This is a genomic window from Facklamia sp. P13069 (assembly GCF_050409405.1).
Lineage (GTDB): Bacteria > Bacillota > Bacilli > Lactobacillales > Aerococcaceae > Facklamia.
Window position 1 is genome coordinate 21,191 of sequence record NZ_JBNUPN010000010.1, and the last position, 12,975, is coordinate 34,165.

21 protein-coding genes are annotated in these 12,975 nt (G+C 33.4%); 5 read left to right on the forward strand and 16 right to left on the reverse strand.

The window, feature by feature from the left end; genetic code table 11:
- Positions 1-25: 25 nt before the first annotated feature.
- From ssb to ACQV2T_RS04290, 9 genes are all read right to left on the reverse strand, one after another.
- The gene (ssb, locus tag ACQV2T_RS04250) at positions 26-544 is read right to left on the reverse strand and encodes a single-stranded DNA-binding protein (RefSeq protein WP_428893289.1); all 519 of its coding nucleotides are present in this window, start codon (positions 542-544) and stop codon (positions 26-28) included.
- 8 nt (positions 545-552) lie between these two features.
- Entirely contained in the window at positions 553-948 is a 396-nt protein-coding gene (locus ACQV2T_RS04255; protein WP_428893278.1) for a DUF1064 domain-containing protein, read from the reverse strand.
- Complete coding sequence (locus tag ACQV2T_RS04260) at positions 945-1,367, reverse strand: hypothetical protein (protein ID WP_428872863.1); 423 nt, start codon at positions 1,365-1,367, stop codon at positions 945-947. The genes ACQV2T_RS04255 and ACQV2T_RS04260 overlap by 4 nt, the downstream gene beginning before the upstream one ends.
- A 14-nt stretch (positions 1,368-1,381) precedes the next feature.
- Positions 1,382-2,329, reverse strand: coding sequence for a phage replisome organizer N-terminal domain-containing protein (locus ACQV2T_RS04265; RefSeq protein WP_428893279.1), 948 nt, complete (start codon positions 2,327-2,329; stop codon positions 1,382-1,384).
- Positions 2,330-3,034, reverse strand: coding sequence for an MBL fold metallo-hydrolase (locus ACQV2T_RS04270; protein WP_428893280.1), 705 nt, complete (start codon positions 3,032-3,034; stop codon positions 2,330-2,332).
- Between the two features lie 2 nt (positions 3,035-3,036).
- Complete coding sequence (locus ACQV2T_RS04275) at positions 3,037-3,930, reverse strand: recombinase RecT (protein ID WP_428893281.1); 894 nt, start codon at positions 3,928-3,930, stop codon at positions 3,037-3,039.
- A 4-nt stretch (positions 3,931-3,934) separates the two neighbouring features.
- Positions 3,935-5,935: an AAA family ATPase gene (locus ACQV2T_RS04280; protein ID WP_428893282.1), complete on the reverse strand. Its 2,001-nt coding sequence runs from the start codon at positions 5,933-5,935 to the stop codon at positions 3,935-3,937.
- A gap of 94 nt (positions 5,936-6,029) precedes the next feature.
- Complete coding sequence (locus tag ACQV2T_RS04285; RefSeq protein WP_428875914.1) at positions 6,030-6,197, reverse strand: hypothetical protein; 168 nt, start codon at positions 6,195-6,197, stop codon at positions 6,030-6,032.
- On the reverse strand, positions 6,198-6,398 hold the full coding sequence (locus ACQV2T_RS04290; RefSeq protein ID WP_428872854.1) for a helix-turn-helix domain-containing protein: 201 nt from the start codon (positions 6,396-6,398) through the stop codon (positions 6,198-6,200).
- 121 nt (positions 6,399-6,519) lie between these two features.
- On the opposite strand from ACQV2T_RS04290, the gene ACQV2T_RS04295 reads away from it, so the two are divergent.
- Both ACQV2T_RS04295 and ACQV2T_RS04300 read left to right on the forward strand, forming a co-directional pair.
- A complete protein-coding gene (locus tag ACQV2T_RS04295; RefSeq protein WP_428893283.1) occupies positions 6,520-6,699 on the forward strand; it encodes a hypothetical protein in 180 nt (59 codons plus the stop codon).
- Entirely contained in the window at positions 6,690-6,926 is a 237-nt protein-coding gene (locus ACQV2T_RS04300) for a hypothetical protein (RefSeq protein ID WP_428872851.1), read from the forward strand. Before ACQV2T_RS04295 ends, ACQV2T_RS04300 begins: the two co-directional genes overlap by 10 nt.
- Here ACQV2T_RS04300 and ACQV2T_RS04305 read toward each other — a convergent pair.
- The 6 genes from ACQV2T_RS04305 to ACQV2T_RS04330 all read right to left on the reverse strand — a co-directional run bounded on the left by ACQV2T_RS04305 (position 6,913) and on the right by ACQV2T_RS04330 (position 9,499).
- Entirely contained in the window at positions 6,913-7,059 is a 147-nt protein-coding gene (locus ACQV2T_RS04305; protein WP_428872850.1) for a hypothetical protein, read from the reverse strand. The genes ACQV2T_RS04300 and ACQV2T_RS04305 overlap by 14 nt on opposite strands.
- A 12-nt stretch (positions 7,060-7,071) precedes the next feature.
- Positions 7,072-7,302, reverse strand: a complete 231-nt coding sequence (locus tag ACQV2T_RS04310; RefSeq protein ID WP_428872849.1) for a hypothetical protein — start codon at positions 7,300-7,302, stop codon at positions 7,072-7,074.
- Positions 7,277-7,897 carry an ORF6C domain-containing protein gene (locus ACQV2T_RS04315; protein WP_428893284.1) on the reverse strand — a complete coding sequence of 207 codons (621 nt, stop codon included), beginning with the start codon at positions 7,895-7,897 and terminating at the stop codon, positions 7,277-7,279. Before ACQV2T_RS04315 ends, ACQV2T_RS04310 begins: the two co-directional genes overlap by 26 nt.
- Positions 7,890-8,750: a DUF3102 domain-containing protein gene (locus tag ACQV2T_RS04320; RefSeq protein ID WP_428893285.1), complete on the reverse strand. Its 861-nt coding sequence runs from the start codon at positions 8,748-8,750 to the stop codon at positions 7,890-7,892. Before ACQV2T_RS04320 ends, ACQV2T_RS04315 begins: the two co-directional genes overlap by 8 nt.
- A gap of 327 nt (positions 8,751-9,077) precedes the next feature.
- Positions 9,078-9,245 (reverse strand): hypothetical protein, encoded by a 168-nt coding sequence (locus ACQV2T_RS04325; protein ID WP_428893286.1) that lies wholly within the window; start codon positions 9,243-9,245, stop codon positions 9,078-9,080.
- Positions 9,246-9,259: 14 nt separating this feature from the next.
- Positions 9,260-9,499 (reverse strand): helix-turn-helix transcriptional regulator, encoded by a 240-nt coding sequence (locus ACQV2T_RS04330; RefSeq protein WP_428893290.1) that lies wholly within the window; start codon positions 9,497-9,499, stop codon positions 9,260-9,262.
- Positions 9,500-9,652: 153 nt separating this feature from the next.
- Here ACQV2T_RS04330 and ACQV2T_RS04335 point away from each other — a divergent pair, with 153 nt between their 5' ends.
- The 3 genes from ACQV2T_RS04335 to ACQV2T_RS04345 all read left to right on the forward strand — a co-directional run bounded on the left by ACQV2T_RS04335 (position 9,653) and on the right by ACQV2T_RS04345 (position 12,517).
- Positions 9,653-10,309 (forward strand): LexA family protein, encoded by a 657-nt coding sequence (locus tag ACQV2T_RS04335; RefSeq protein ID WP_428893287.1) that lies wholly within the window; start codon positions 9,653-9,655, stop codon positions 10,307-10,309.
- Positions 10,310-10,403: 94 nt separating this feature from the next.
- A complete protein-coding gene (locus tag ACQV2T_RS04340) occupies positions 10,404-11,027 on the forward strand; it encodes a DUF5067 domain-containing protein (RefSeq protein WP_428892590.1) in 624 nt (207 codons plus the stop codon).
- 410 nt (positions 11,028-11,437) lie between these two features.
- Positions 11,438-12,517 carry a tyrosine-type recombinase/integrase gene (locus tag ACQV2T_RS04345; protein WP_428892589.1) on the forward strand — a complete coding sequence of 360 codons (1,080 nt, stop codon included), beginning with the start codon at positions 11,438-11,440 and terminating at the stop codon, positions 12,515-12,517.
- A gap of 61 nt (positions 12,518-12,578) precedes the next feature.
- Here the strand turns inward: ACQV2T_RS04345 and gloA are convergent, their stop codons facing one another.
- Positions 12,579-12,968: a lactoylglutathione lyase gene (gloA, locus tag ACQV2T_RS04350; RefSeq protein WP_428872835.1), complete on the reverse strand. Its 390-nt coding sequence runs from the start codon at positions 12,966-12,968 to the stop codon at positions 12,579-12,581.
- Between the last annotated feature and the right edge of the window lie 7 nt (positions 12,969-12,975).

Here is a 12,975-nt window from a genome sequence, read left to right on the forward strand (position 1 = left end):
ACTTTTTATCTTGGCTATGGAAATTCTAAAATGGTAAATCATCTTCATTGATTTCTGACTTTCCCATGCCTATATTACTGAAATCTTGCGCCTGTGAGCCGTTTTGTTGTGTAAATGGTTGATTATATTGGTTGCTAGGAGAAAAGGTCTCCTGTGGCACGTTTTGCCGATTTGAAGGATATGTCTGTTGGCTGTTGTTGTCTATCGGTCTTTGCTCTGTCACTTCTTTAGGTTCCAACAAATGGAAGTTCCTAACATTAACTTCTGTGATATAAACTTTATTCCCTTGATCGTCATCATAATTTCTAGTTTGAATAGATCCTTCTAAACCGATTAGTGACCCTTTACGTGTAAAATTAGCCAAGTTCTCTGCAGCTTTACGCCAAATCACGCATCTTATAAAATCTGCTTCCCTTTCTCCTTCTGCATTTGTGAAGCTCCTATTTACTGCTAAAGTGAAATTGCCAACTGGTGTGCCAGATTGCGTATATCTAAGGTCTACTTCTTTAGTTAAACGACCTATTAAATTTACATGGTTGATAATAATCCCTCCTAAAAATATTCATGCGTAAATTTACCCGTCTTGTAATCATATTTAGCTATTGTTAAAGGCACTTGATATTTATTCATGGATAGTTTCGCTTTAATTTTAAAGTCTTTGGTCACTACACCTTTAACGTCAACCACTTCACTTTTTCCATTTGTGTAAGCTATCATAAAATCGGATACATACTTGATAGCTCTAACTGTTTTCCCCGTGCTAGGATGTTCAAGCTTGTCTAGTAGTACATACTCCACTTGTCGGCTGAAGTTCTTAACAACTCCAGCCTTCTTTAAAACTTTCAAGTGGTTATAATACATAGCTTCTGCTTTGCTATCGAAAGTAATTCCATCCACAACTACTTTCTTAGCTCTGTACTTGTGTTTTCTTTTAGGTTTAAATTTCAAATCTTATCCATTCCTCTCCAATTCTCATCATCGTAAGGAGCAAACCTTAGGTCTTTAAAAACGCCACCTTTCCTCACTTTCATATCTTTTGCGTATCCATACACTATTTGTGTATCCACTTCGTATTTTTCTGCGATTTCTCTTGCCGTTCCAATCATGATAATTGTTTCGCCTTTATAAATAGCGAAGGTTTGAATCCCTTTCTTTTTACGTTGAGGAACCACTTGTTCAAATTTTTTAAGAGGATCTTTAAAAACAGAATGGTGTTCTTTATCCACCTTTTGTATTGCTACCAAGAAAGGCGCTTCGAACACTCCCTTGTCATTCAAGTTTTTTTCTCTCCACCACCTTACGGCTGATGGTTTCGTATCAAATTGTTCTAACACCTCTCCCGTTTCCTCATTAATAACTGCATACATTTAAAATCCTCCCATCAAGATTTCAAAGTTTCTTTCAGTCTTTTCTTCATTTCTTCTTGCTTTTCTTTACTAACAACTTCTGATTTCACTCCTTGCTTATTCGTCATAAAGCTTGGAACTGGTTCAGTTTTTATGTGCTGATTGTAGTTTCGTTTAGCTTTTTTGTTTTCATGTTCTACTCTTAGAGCATTAACATCTTCTACCGTCTTAACATTTCGACTAAGCCAATTTTTTAATACTCCATTGATATACTTCATGTTTTTAATGTTCATTTCTATTGCTACTTTAATAGCTTCCATCACTACATCTGGACTTATCATCTCTGACCAGTCTCTTAAAGAGTCGATTACAAAAGAACTTGCTTGACCGATGTTTTCTTGATAGAAATTGACAATAGATTGAAGATCATTATTATTATTTCTTACTTCTATCTTCTTACTTCTATCTTCTAACTTCTTACTTCTTACTTCTGTAGCGTTAGCTAACGTCAACCTAACGTTAGGTTTCTTATACAGTTCTATTAAATCATCAAGTTCATCGGGCATGTCCTTGTTATGAAAACCCATCTCTCTTAACTTTTGTCGATAATAATATTTTTGCTGTCTCTCGCGATTTTTGCTTTTTATTTGAGACATTTTATCTGTACTCTGATGTTTCTCCCAATTGACAATATCTATCATTCCGTCATCATTTATTTCAATCATTGAGAACTGCTCTAATGTATTGAGAGCAGCCCTCATGATATTTATCGGATGACCTAAAATAGTTGCTAACATTTCATCAGAATATGCTAAATTTTGTCCCATATAGATCATCCCACCGTCATTTATCTTGCCAGCTAGACAAAGCATTTGTATCCATATCATGCTGATAGAATCGCCTTCTGGCATCGTTCGAATGAGTTTTACCTTTTCATCGTCAAACATATTGACCGATAACTTTATCCATTTAATATCTGCCATTTAATCACTTCCTGCTATATAAACTGGCACGCCTACTACTTGCTTTACTTTTTCTCTAAATAATTCTGCATCTGAATTTGTGTCTGATAAGTGCAATAAATGAACTTCTTCAAGTTGGCTAAGATCGTTAGCCTTTAAAAACTGAATAACGTTATTTAATTCAAAATGACTAGTAAGTAATCTTGTATATCTTTTTTTATCAATCAAACCAAGCTCAGAATTATGTTGTAATGCCTCCAAGTGATAGTTACACTCAATCATTAAATGAGTCACCTTATTAAACTTGTATCGAACATAGTAAGTATCTGTGGCAAATAGGATTCTTTTCTTTCCTGGTGTATCAATTAAAAACCCAACTGGCTCTGCTGCATCATGCTCCACATCAAAAGGTAATATTCGCCAATTTTTAACATTAAAGCTTTGTTTGCTGTGGACCTGCATAAATCGATAGCTATCTGGCTTATCCTTTAATGCTTCATAGGTCCCTTTTGTACAATAGAGATTGCTCGCACAACGTTTAATAATTTGCTTGGCATACTTCGCATGGTCATTATGTTCATGTGTAATGAGAAGTCCATCAATTTCTGAAATATCATGTTTAATATTCTTTGGTTTAACTCCTGCCTCTAGCATGATCAACTGCCCCTTATCTTCGATAAGGTAGCAGTTGCCTGCACTACTTGATCCATAACTAGTAATTTTCATAATTAAAATCCTGGCTCAAGCATATTGATTTGCTCAGTGTTTTCAGATTGAGTCTCTATTACTTCTTGAACCTCGACAACATTTTCTCGAGATTCTTCAATCTTCTTAGGTTCTTCTTGTTCGAAATCTAGAACTTCTTTATTCGCTTTTTCTTGAATTTCATTCGTTACATCTTTGATTGATGGTGTGTCATTATCATATTCATTTTCAGTAGTTCGATTGATAGCTTCTACTAGCAAGTCACTATCATCAGAAGTGTTTACAAAGGCTTTAGCAGCACGATTAATAACTGTTCTCTTTGCCATCTCTTGAGGGAATTTCTTATGTACACTTTGAGAAGTTTTCGACTGACTCCATGATGTTTCTATCTCTTTTTTTGTCATAACGGTTAAGATTTCTTCATCTTCACTTGTTCTAATAACTGCATAGGCGCCTACTATCGGATTGTCACGATTAGTTAATTCGGTTTTATGAGCTAAAAATCTTTCCCGGCCATCTTTAATTTCATAGTCAAACGTGTCTCCTTCATAAATAACATTCGCCCATATATCTTTTACTTCACTTAATCGCTTAAGAACAGCTTGAGTACCAAAGTATGACCGCTGCATTTGTAATTTATCTCCATAAACCACAAAGTAGCATTGTGTCTTGGCTGGACTTAACCCTTGTGTCACCATGTCTAAAAGAGTATTTGCAATAGACTCTTTAGTACAAACTTCTAAAGCAGGCTTTCTATTTTTATCATAAGTTTCTTGAAGCTTGAAAAAGGCACTTTTCAAAGCGTTTGAGAAGTTATAATTCTTAGGTAGTGCTAACCCCTCACTTTGCATTTCATTTACTCTGTTATTAATAGAATCTGTGATATCTTTTTGTAGAATTGCTAATTCATTTGCCATGTTTTTATTCTCCTATTCTTAATTCTTGATCTTTAGAAACATTCAAAGTGATTAATTGTGTGTCAATATCTATTAGTTCATTAATTCCTTCCGCATTGTCTACAAAAACTGGTGGATAAACATCATTGAATTTCATCAAGGTGTTTATGATATCTAGACCAGCGTTAATTCTTGCAGCGTTATTCAATCCTGTAGAATAATTTTTCCCGTTAACAGTAGGCTCACACATTTCAATTAAACCGCCGTTTATTGCATCGCCAAACAATTTGAATTTAACAACCTTAAAGTGGCTATTAATGCTATCAGTCAACATATCGACCTTAGTTTTGATAAAGTCTTCGATAAGATATTCAAGTTGTTCTAACTTGCCATATTCTTTATCTAATTTCTTTTGCTCTTCGATAAGTTCATTCATGCGTTCTTTTTGCTTATCGTATAAATCGAATTGATACAGCAAATCATTTTTGTTACTTACCATTTCATTTAGTTCTTTTAATTTACTATCAATCGCTACTAATCTTTCGTTGGCTAACTCTTGGCCACCGTTTAGTTCATCTTCTTTATCATGAATCTGTCTCATAATATTTTTGGCTTCGTCTGTTTCATCAAACTTAACTTTGTCTTTTTTTCTTTCAGATAACTGAAGATTTAATTCTGACAATTCTTTTTGTAATTGAATAATCTTTTCAGAAGAATCTGTCTCTGGTTGACTGTTCTGTAGTGAATTAATCTCTTTATTTAAGTGATCAATCTTTTCAGCGACAACTTTACCTTTCTCTTGAATCTCACTTAATTTATTAGCTTTGGTAAGGTTAAATTGCTTAACCTTTTCTTCATAATTCTTTTGAAGTTCTTGAATTTTATCTTCTGGCAACATCTGGCCACAAGTCGGACAAATTTCAGAATGTTCTTCAAAGGATGGTATCGTTTCATCTCTAACCTCATAAAACATCTGCATCAAATTCTCTTTGGATTCAGACTTGATAGCCAGATCACTTTTTAAGCTTGATATTTTAAGTTCTCTTTCAAATTGAGCTTTTTCTTCTTGTCTTTGAAGATCTTCTAAACTCGCAAGCTTTTCTTTTTTGGCTTCAATGAAACTTTTTAAGTCAACTAGGTCATCTTCTATCGCTTCACTATACTTAATGTCTAAATCACGATAAATTCCCTTTAATTCTGATAACTCTGCTTTTATCTGAATATCTGAGAAACCATTCTTAATCATCTGCTTTTCATCATTGACCTTTTGAATATCATCAACAATTTTAGCTTTCTCTTTCTCAATAGCTTTTTTATCTAGCTTACTAATATCAGGTAAACTTCTTTCGACCTCATCAATGCGACCAGGCAATGCGTTTACTTGTTGGTTGATCTGTTTTTTGTTTTGTCTTGTTAGTTTTAGATGATCCTCAATAGAAAGTTTTTGATCTAAATCTAACAAAGGACTTAATTTTGAATTTTCTTTTATAACATCTTCATCACTGATATTTCCTGCCATTTCTAGCAACATGATTCTTCTATCTTTCCAGTTCATTACTTCAGGAAAGTAATTTAAATTTGTGAGCATCTTGAAATTTTCTTCTTTAATCAATGACTCAATTTGATCTTTGTATTCCTTCTGCTTAACTTTTAAGCCATCAATATAATAAGAGGTAGTGTGCCCATCGAATAGTTGTTCAACAGACCCTCTCTTTTTCGTCCACTTTTCTGTTATGTTCCTAGCAAATTCTCTTTCTTCACCATCAATTGAAAGTTTTAATATGACTTCCGTTTCTAAGTTATGAACTTCATTACCCTCGCTATCAAGTGGTTTCCAATCAAACTTAGTATCTGATTGATCAACACTATTTTTGCCAAACAAACACCAAAGAAAGGCATCATATAGAGTTGTTTTTCCTGTTCCGTTATCTCCAAACACATCCGTATCTTTTCCCTTTGGTTTAAATGTATAATCTTTAAACCCTTTAAAGTTCCTGATTTTCATTTCTTCTAGCTGAATTAACATTTACCTCTTCCTTTCTTTTTTGTGTTATAATAATCATGAAAATATTTTTTCTGAGTCCGCATTGCCGTGTGGACTTTTTTTATGTTGTTTTTCATTAGTACCACCCCAACTCTTCAAAAAGTAATGAAACGAACGGCCATGCGATAATGGAGAAAAACAGAAAATTAAGAACGAAGTAAAGAATGTTATCTTGTCTTTTCTTCATTTCTTGCAGTTTTTCTCTTTTAAGTCTTTCACAGTTTTCTTCTAGTTTGATGTTCATTTAACTCTCCTTTTCCCTAAATTCATTTACATCCACTCCTAATGCATCTGCTAATTTAAAAGCAGTTTCTAATCGTATAGTTTTCTTTGTCTTTCCATTCACTATGTTGTGGACTAGTGAGTAGGTTAATCCTGATTTTTTTGCTATTTCATAGATACTTCTTCCATCATCAATGATTATTTTTTTTAATTTTTCTAACATATTTACCCCCATATCTTGTGTATTGTTTTTATCTAAGCACTACATCTTGTTGATCGTGTATCTTGCTTGTGATATATTTAAATTGTGTTGCCCCACCATTCAGACTGGAGTGAATGATTTATTGAAGAACTCGACAGAACTTGCTAAAACATTCGCTAAATCTAACTTGGGAACAGAAGCTCTTTCTCATATAACGCCAGATGTAATCAACGCTACCAAGTCGTTTGCTAATGGTATAAGTAGTATTTCTGATTTAGGTAATACAAAAAAAATAGAAAGCGAGGTGAGAAAATGGATTTGAAAATTAATGGTGATGGACAAATGCCTCAATTTCAGGTTATCGAAATGCGTCCAGGCTATATCAAAACTAGAATTAAATATTCTAATGGTTTGATATTAATCACAGAACAATCTCCCGAAGGAACAAATGTTTTTTCAAGTCATAATTTTATAAAAGAAATTGATGGTACTTTAACGCCCGACTTGTCTAGTCCTAACAAAAATTTTGTTGATATTAAAGAATCTTAATTTTTTTGTCCTTTATTTTAATTCCGTTTTTATTCACTACAATGTTGCTGAATTGGTTTCCCACTCGCCCTACCACTACACCGACTATCAATCCTGTAGTGACTAGGGCGACGTTTTTAATTATGTTTTTCATTTGCGTTCCTCCTTACTTAAATTTTTCTGCATCCATTTTTCTAAGGAATTCAATAAATCTAGAGATAATTACTATCGTCGTCTTTTGCGTCGGTTTAATCACCCCGTCTGAAAATTCTGGATCTTCATACATTTCTGAAACGTATCTAGCAGCTTGTTGTTTTCCAAGTCCTAGAATGACTTCAGGTAGTTTTTGTGTGGTTGTGGCAAACATTACATCATTTGGTATTGGTGTCAGTTCCATGATTATCCTCCCTCCTTTTAGACCTCACTTTGTCGCAGATTGAACAGTAAAACGTCTTTGTCTTTTCTGTTTGATTCGTGATTACCATTTCTTTATGACATGCTGGGCACTTCATTAATTGACACCCTCTACTTCCATAATTTAAAATGCCAGGTGTCGGGTTCAGCTCGCTACCACTAAACGATTGATAAGATAAACTGTCTAAGTAGATCATCAAATCTTCAAAACTTTCTCTTTTAACAGCTGTGTATCGAACAACATTCATCACATTTTTAATACGAGAATGAATTCTTCGTATGAATAAACCTTTCCACCCTTTGAATAAGTTGTCGCTATAATTTAGTCTTGTCTTTGCTAAGTGTTCTTTAGCAAATTGGTTCGCTAACGTGTGAACTTTTGATTGAATTTGTTTTTGTTCTTCATAATTAATCGTGATTTCTTTAGTGACGCGTTCAACTAAATTGGTCATTCGTTTTTCAGAATCTTCAACGTCTTTCTTCATTTGTTTCATTTCACGAACTAGTTTTAGTTGTGTTTGAATTGTATGCTCTAATTGTTCTAAACCTTGTGGATCTAACGTTGCTAAATCAGTCATTTATAATCTCTCCTTCTAAAATAATTTTTTGAGACAATAGGTCATTTATATCTCGAGTAAAACGATTTAAATTATTCAACAATTGGTTTAATTCTTGTTGAACGAGTGGGTCACTCTGCGCCAGCGAACTCAAATCGCTGTAAACAAGAGCACTTGCTTTGCTTAAAAAGCTATTGCTTTCTTTCAGTAACTTGTGCAAGTCGTTATACTCACTAATCTTCTTTTGCGTTTGATTCAATTGACCTTGTGAAGCTTGAATCGCTTCGTTGAGTTCGTCATACTTAATTGATTTTTTATTGACTTCCTCTTGTTCTCTCAACAACTTCTGATGTTCTTCTATCAGTCGTTGGTTAGTTATTTGCAACTGACTAACCTTTGATTTGATTTCATGGTAGTCGTTGGGGAAAACTTCCTTTTCAACCACCTTAGTTACCGTTTGTGGTTCTTGATTTGAAAGTTCGTTGATGATCTCATCTTTTTGTTTGAGTTGTTTTTTTAGAGACTGCAATTCTCGGACAGTTGGTTGTTCTCCTTGCTCCACTCTTTCAATTTGTTCTTGCTTTTGTTCTTCTGGAAGTGTGGCGATTAGATACATGTTTTCTAAACCTAAATTGGGAGTTGACTTCCAATTTGGGAAATTTTCATAAACAGCAATATATTTATTAACCTGTTTACTTGATATTGAAAGTTTAGTTTCACACCAGTTCATGAAGTTGCCGTGAGTTAAGTCATTCTCTTTAATGTGCTTTAATCTTTTACCAATTTCCCAAAAAGATTTTTTCCCTAATTCAAAGAATGAAAAAATTTCTTCTTCTACAACTTTTAAATCATTTGATAATGATAGTTCGTTCATTTACATGCTCCTTTCGTGATATACTCTCCTTAGAAAGGAGGTGAGATTGTGACTGAAAATTACGATTATAACGGCAATGAAATGGAAACGCCTAAATTTGACTATGAGGTTGAGTTCGGTGCAGATAAAATGCAGAGTTTCTAACTCACAAAGATATATTCCCTATCGATTTCATTGATTTAAATAACGAACATCGAATCATTATATTTACTAACAAAATTTATGTTTGGATCGAAAGAGTTGATGAGCCTAAAACTCGTAACATTGTTCGTTCAACCGTTAAAATAAAACTCGATCATCAAGAAGGTGATACCTTGTTTTATAAACTCATATCTTAGTTTTAAACGGAACGACCAATAATCCGTTACCATTATGTGTAACTATTTCATCTTTTGTTAAATAAAGTTTCGTTGTATACTTTTTTTTACGCACTAATTTCAGCGCCACTCCAATAGCAATTGAAATTAGCGCTATTTTTATTTTTGTATTCTTCATCTAAATCCTCCTTTCTAGGATGGTTGCGAAGCTTTTCTCTTAATCTCAATAGTACGAATTAAATCGTATTCTTTACCTAAAAAAATATCATCACTTTTAATCTGATATATTATCGACAACTTATTAAGTAAATCTATCGGGATTTTAGAACTATCTTTCTCATACTTCAACAGTGTTTGTTGATGTATTCCAACCATTTCTGCCACTTGTTTTGAAGTTAAGCCAGCGTTCGTTCTTGAAGCTTTTAAAGAAATCAACATGTTACCCCTCCTTTCGTTAAGTTTATATTATACGAATATATTCGTATTGTCAACTATAAAATGCTTATTCTTTTCATTTTTTTTCGAATTCAGTATTTACTAGTACGAATTGATTCGATATAATATAGAAGAAAAGAGGTGAGTAAAATGGCAAGAAGCGAATTAACTCCTCAAGAATTAGAATTGAGAAAGATTATTTCAAGTAAATTAAGCGCGTTGCTCGAACAAAAGAACATTACTCAAGCAGACTTATCAGAATTAATTAAAATTCCAAAGAGCACTTTGAACGGATATTTTAAAGGCACTTCAACACCTAACCCCGGAAACGTTCAAAAGTTAGCAGATTTTTTTGAAGTAAAAAAGTCGGACATTGATCCACGATTCAACAAGAACATTTCAAACATCATCCAAATTAAACAAACAAAATCTATACCAGTATTAGGTTCTATTGCCTGTGGTGACCCTATTCTGGCAGAAGAAAACATATCGGACACATTAGCCTTCCCTACTGAATTATTACCTAGTGGTAATCTGTTCTTTCTAGTGGCACAAGGAGATTCAATGGAACCGATTATTAAAGAGGGATCTTACGTAATGATTAGAAAACAAGAAAATGTTGAAAATGGTGAGATTGCTGCAGTTCTATTCGCTGATAGTAATGAGGCTACACTTAAGAGAGTAAAATATATTGGTGAGAATGTAATGTTAGAAGCTGAAAATGATGCTTATGACCCTATCATTGTTAATCAAGATGATCAACCGAGAATCATTGGTAAAGCTGTCAAAGTTTTAAATAGTTTATAAAAAAACACCACTCGCAAGCTGATGACTTGTTGAGTGGCTACCCTGAGGGTCATATATCTTAAGAAAATTATATCAATTTTAGGAGGAGATCAAAATGAAAAAAATACTATTAACAATAACTTGTAGCTTTTTACTAAGCGGCGCTCCAGTCTATGCAGAGGAAAATCCTGATCAAGAGAGAATTGATGAATTATTAACAGAACTTCAAGAAATCAATATGGAAGCTAATAAACTGCAAGAAGAAATGATGAAGAAACTAGAACCTTTAAATGAAAGAGTCAGTGAAATCAACGAAGAACTAAAAGACCTTGGTTATAACAAACAGCTCTATGAAACACCAAATGCTTTATACAATATAAGAGAAATGTATGTAGTTGATAATGCAATGTTTCCTGATAAAAAGGTACTAGTAATTGATATGGAGTTTACTAATAAAACTAAAAATCCTGTTAGCCCTTGGATGGCATTTGTCGGAGACTTTACAGCTCAGCAGCAATCAGGAGCTACGGTGGAAGTCCTTTTAGGTGCCAACGGTCAATTAGCAAATGCCAAGGACCAAGAAAGTGTAGCGATTGGAGATAAAGATGTCCTTCCTAATAAAACAGTTAAAGCTTCGATTGGATATGTCTTGTTCGAGCCTTCCGCCCAAGTTCAGTTCATTTTGAACTCTTCTAAATTGACAGGCAATCCGCAAGGATTTACCTACGATCCAAAATAATTTTAATTATTTATTGGTGTCTAGTTTTGTCTACCAACACTATATATGCTCTATAGCATGGTATATACCCCTCATATATATGCTATTACTATATATCATACTGTATAGTAAAAAATATAGACACTATAGACAGGATACCCCGAAACCCTATCGCAATAAGGACAAGAGGTGTCTATGAAGTGTCTATTTCGCGTCTAGGTGTCTAGTTTAAAATTTATGAGGTGTCTAGTTTTTTTAGAAGGTGTCTAGATAAAATTGAGCATTATTTTAACGATATTTACTGTAATTTAATTATAAAAATACACCGTTCCCCTCCCCAGGTTCACGGTGCACGTTTGATAAATACGAAAAGCCCTTTTTAAGGGTGTCTTTTCTGTACCCTATTATACCAAATGAAAGGAGAATTGACCATGTGGGTTGAAGATTTACCCAACGGAAAGTATAAATTTTGTGAGCGATACCTTGATGAAAAAACTGGAAAAAATAAAAAAGTCTCTGTTACTTTAACCAGTAAATCTGCTCAAGCAAAGAAACAAGCTACGAAATTATTAAATGATAAAATAGCTAGAAATCAAATACCAACCCCAGAAAAAATTAGGTTTGGTAAATTAATTAAAGAATACATTGATTTTAAAAAGAAACATTGGGCGCACTCAACTTATATAAAAAATTATGGTTTTTATAAACGTCATATAAAAAATTATCCAGAATATAATTATATGGTTGATAAAATGTCTGTTAAGGACATTCAAACGATAATAGATCGTGTTCAATACGATAAAAATTTGTCTGCTCTGACGGCGATAAGTATTAAAGCAATGATTGGATCTGCTTTAAAATATGCTAGAAATCAATATGAAATTCCGTTGATCAATGGCTTTAGCGATATCTTTATAAAAGAAGATACTTCCAAACGCACTCCTTTTATAGATAGCAAAGATATTCCTGATTTGATTAAACGATTAAGAGAAAACATAAGTGATCTCTATGCAGATGTTGTTGAGGTTCAAATTTTAACAGGTATGCGAATAGGCGAATTAAGAGCGTTGACAGAAGATGATTATAAAGATGGAAAAATTCACATAAACAAGTCGATTGAAAGAATGACTAACAAAGTTGTAAAAACTAAAAATAACAGTTCCAATCGAGTAATAGATAGCACAGACAGAATAGATGAAATATTTAAAAAAAGAATTCAGTACAATCATATCAATTTTGGTGATGAAGCAACTTATATTTTTGCAAGCAAACATAATGGACCTATAACCTATACTTACTTGCAGCATCTTTTAAAAACAATAGATCCTAAACTATCTTCTCATGTTTTTAGACACACACATATCTCTTTGCTTGCTGAACAAGGTTTTCCGATCAAATATATAATGGAAAGAGTGGGGCACTCAAACCCTAAAACGACTTTAAAAGTATATACACACGTTTCTGAAAAAATGACAAAAGAGGCTAAAAACAAGCTTAACAAACTTTTCTAATTGCCCCTTTTTTGCCCCTTTTGATTATTTATATCCATTTAACTTTAATCAAACATTGGTATTAAGCCAATTGTTTATTATCCATCACTTCCAGTCGATAGCCATCAGGGTCAGATACAAAGAAGTAAGAAGCTTTTTGACCTGGAAGTCCTTTGAGCTCTGTTGTTTCGTAACCAGCTTCCTTACATTTTTGATGTTGCGCTTGAAGATTATCCACTCCAATAGCCATGTGAGAGAATCCATCTCCGATAGTATAGCCTTCCGAGTCATAGTTATAGGTTAACTCTAATTCAAAATCTGATCCAGGAACTTGTAAATAAAGCAAATCGAACTGATGTTCTGGAAAGCGACGATCACGCATCACTTTAAAATCAAAAACTTCCGTATAGAAAGTCAAGCTCGCTTTTCTATCTTTAATTCGATAGCAAGTATGTAACAATTTTTGTGTCATTATAATT

Excerpts from the sequence above, each read along its gene's own strand:
- ACQV2T_RS04265 (WP_428893279.1), bottom strand. The coding sequence starts at position 2,329 with ATGGCAGATATTAAATGGATAAAGTTATCGGTCAATATGTTTGACGAT.
- ACQV2T_RS04300 (WP_428872851.1), top strand. The coding sequence starts at position 6,690 with ATGGATTTGAAAATTAATGGTGATGGACAAATGCCTCAATTTCAGGTT.
- ACQV2T_RS04310 (WP_428872849.1), bottom strand. The coding sequence starts at position 7,302 with ATGGAACTGACACCAATACCAAATGATGTAATGTTTGCCACAACCACA.
- ACQV2T_RS04340 (WP_428892590.1), top strand. The coding sequence starts at position 10,404 with ATGAAAAAAATACTATTAACAATAACTTGTAGCTTTTTACTAAGCGGC.
- ACQV2T_RS04270 (WP_428893280.1), bottom strand. The coding sequence starts at position 3,034 with ATGAAAATTACTAGTTATGGATCAAGTAGTGCAGGCAACTGCTACCTT.
- ACQV2T_RS04320 (WP_428893285.1), bottom strand. The coding sequence starts at position 8,750 with ATGAACGAACTATCATTATCAAATGATTTAAAAGTTGTAGAAGAAGAA.
- ACQV2T_RS04260 (WP_428872863.1), bottom strand. The coding sequence starts at position 1,367 with ATGTATGCAGTTATTAATGAGGAAACGGGAGAGGTGTTAGAACAATTT.
- ACQV2T_RS04280 (WP_428893282.1), bottom strand. The coding sequence starts at position 5,935 with ATGTTAATTCAGCTAGAAGAAATGAAAATCAGGAACTTTAAAGGGTTT.
- ACQV2T_RS04345 (WP_428892589.1), top strand. The coding sequence starts at position 11,438 with ATGTGGGTTGAAGATTTACCCAACGGAAAGTATAAATTTTGTGAGCGA.
- gloA (WP_428872835.1), bottom strand. The coding sequence starts at position 12,968 with ATGACACAAAAATTGTTACATACTTGCTATCGAATTAAAGATAGAAAA.
- ACQV2T_RS04275 (WP_428893281.1), bottom strand. The coding sequence starts at position 3,930 with ATGGCAAATGAATTAGCAATTCTACAAAAAGATATCACAGATTCTATT.
- ACQV2T_RS04305 (WP_428872850.1), bottom strand. The coding sequence starts at position 7,059 with ATGAAAAACATAATTAAAAACGTCGCCCTAGTCACTACAGGATTGATA.
- ACQV2T_RS04315 (WP_428893284.1), bottom strand. The coding sequence starts at position 7,897 with ATGACTGATTTAGCAACGTTAGATCCACAAGGTTTAGAACAATTAGAG.
- ACQV2T_RS04290 (WP_428872854.1), bottom strand. The coding sequence starts at position 6,398 with ATGTTAGAAAAATTAAAAAAAATAATCATTGATGATGGAAGAAGTATC.
- ACQV2T_RS04285 (WP_428875914.1), bottom strand. The coding sequence starts at position 6,197 with ATGAACATCAAACTAGAAGAAAACTGTGAAAGACTTAAAAGAGAAAAA.
- ACQV2T_RS04335 (WP_428893287.1), top strand. The coding sequence starts at position 9,653 with ATGGCAAGAAGCGAATTAACTCCTCAAGAATTAGAATTGAGAAAGATT.
- ACQV2T_RS04325 (WP_428893286.1), bottom strand. The coding sequence starts at position 9,245 with ATGAAGAATACAAAAATAAAAATAGCGCTAATTTCAATTGCTATTGGA.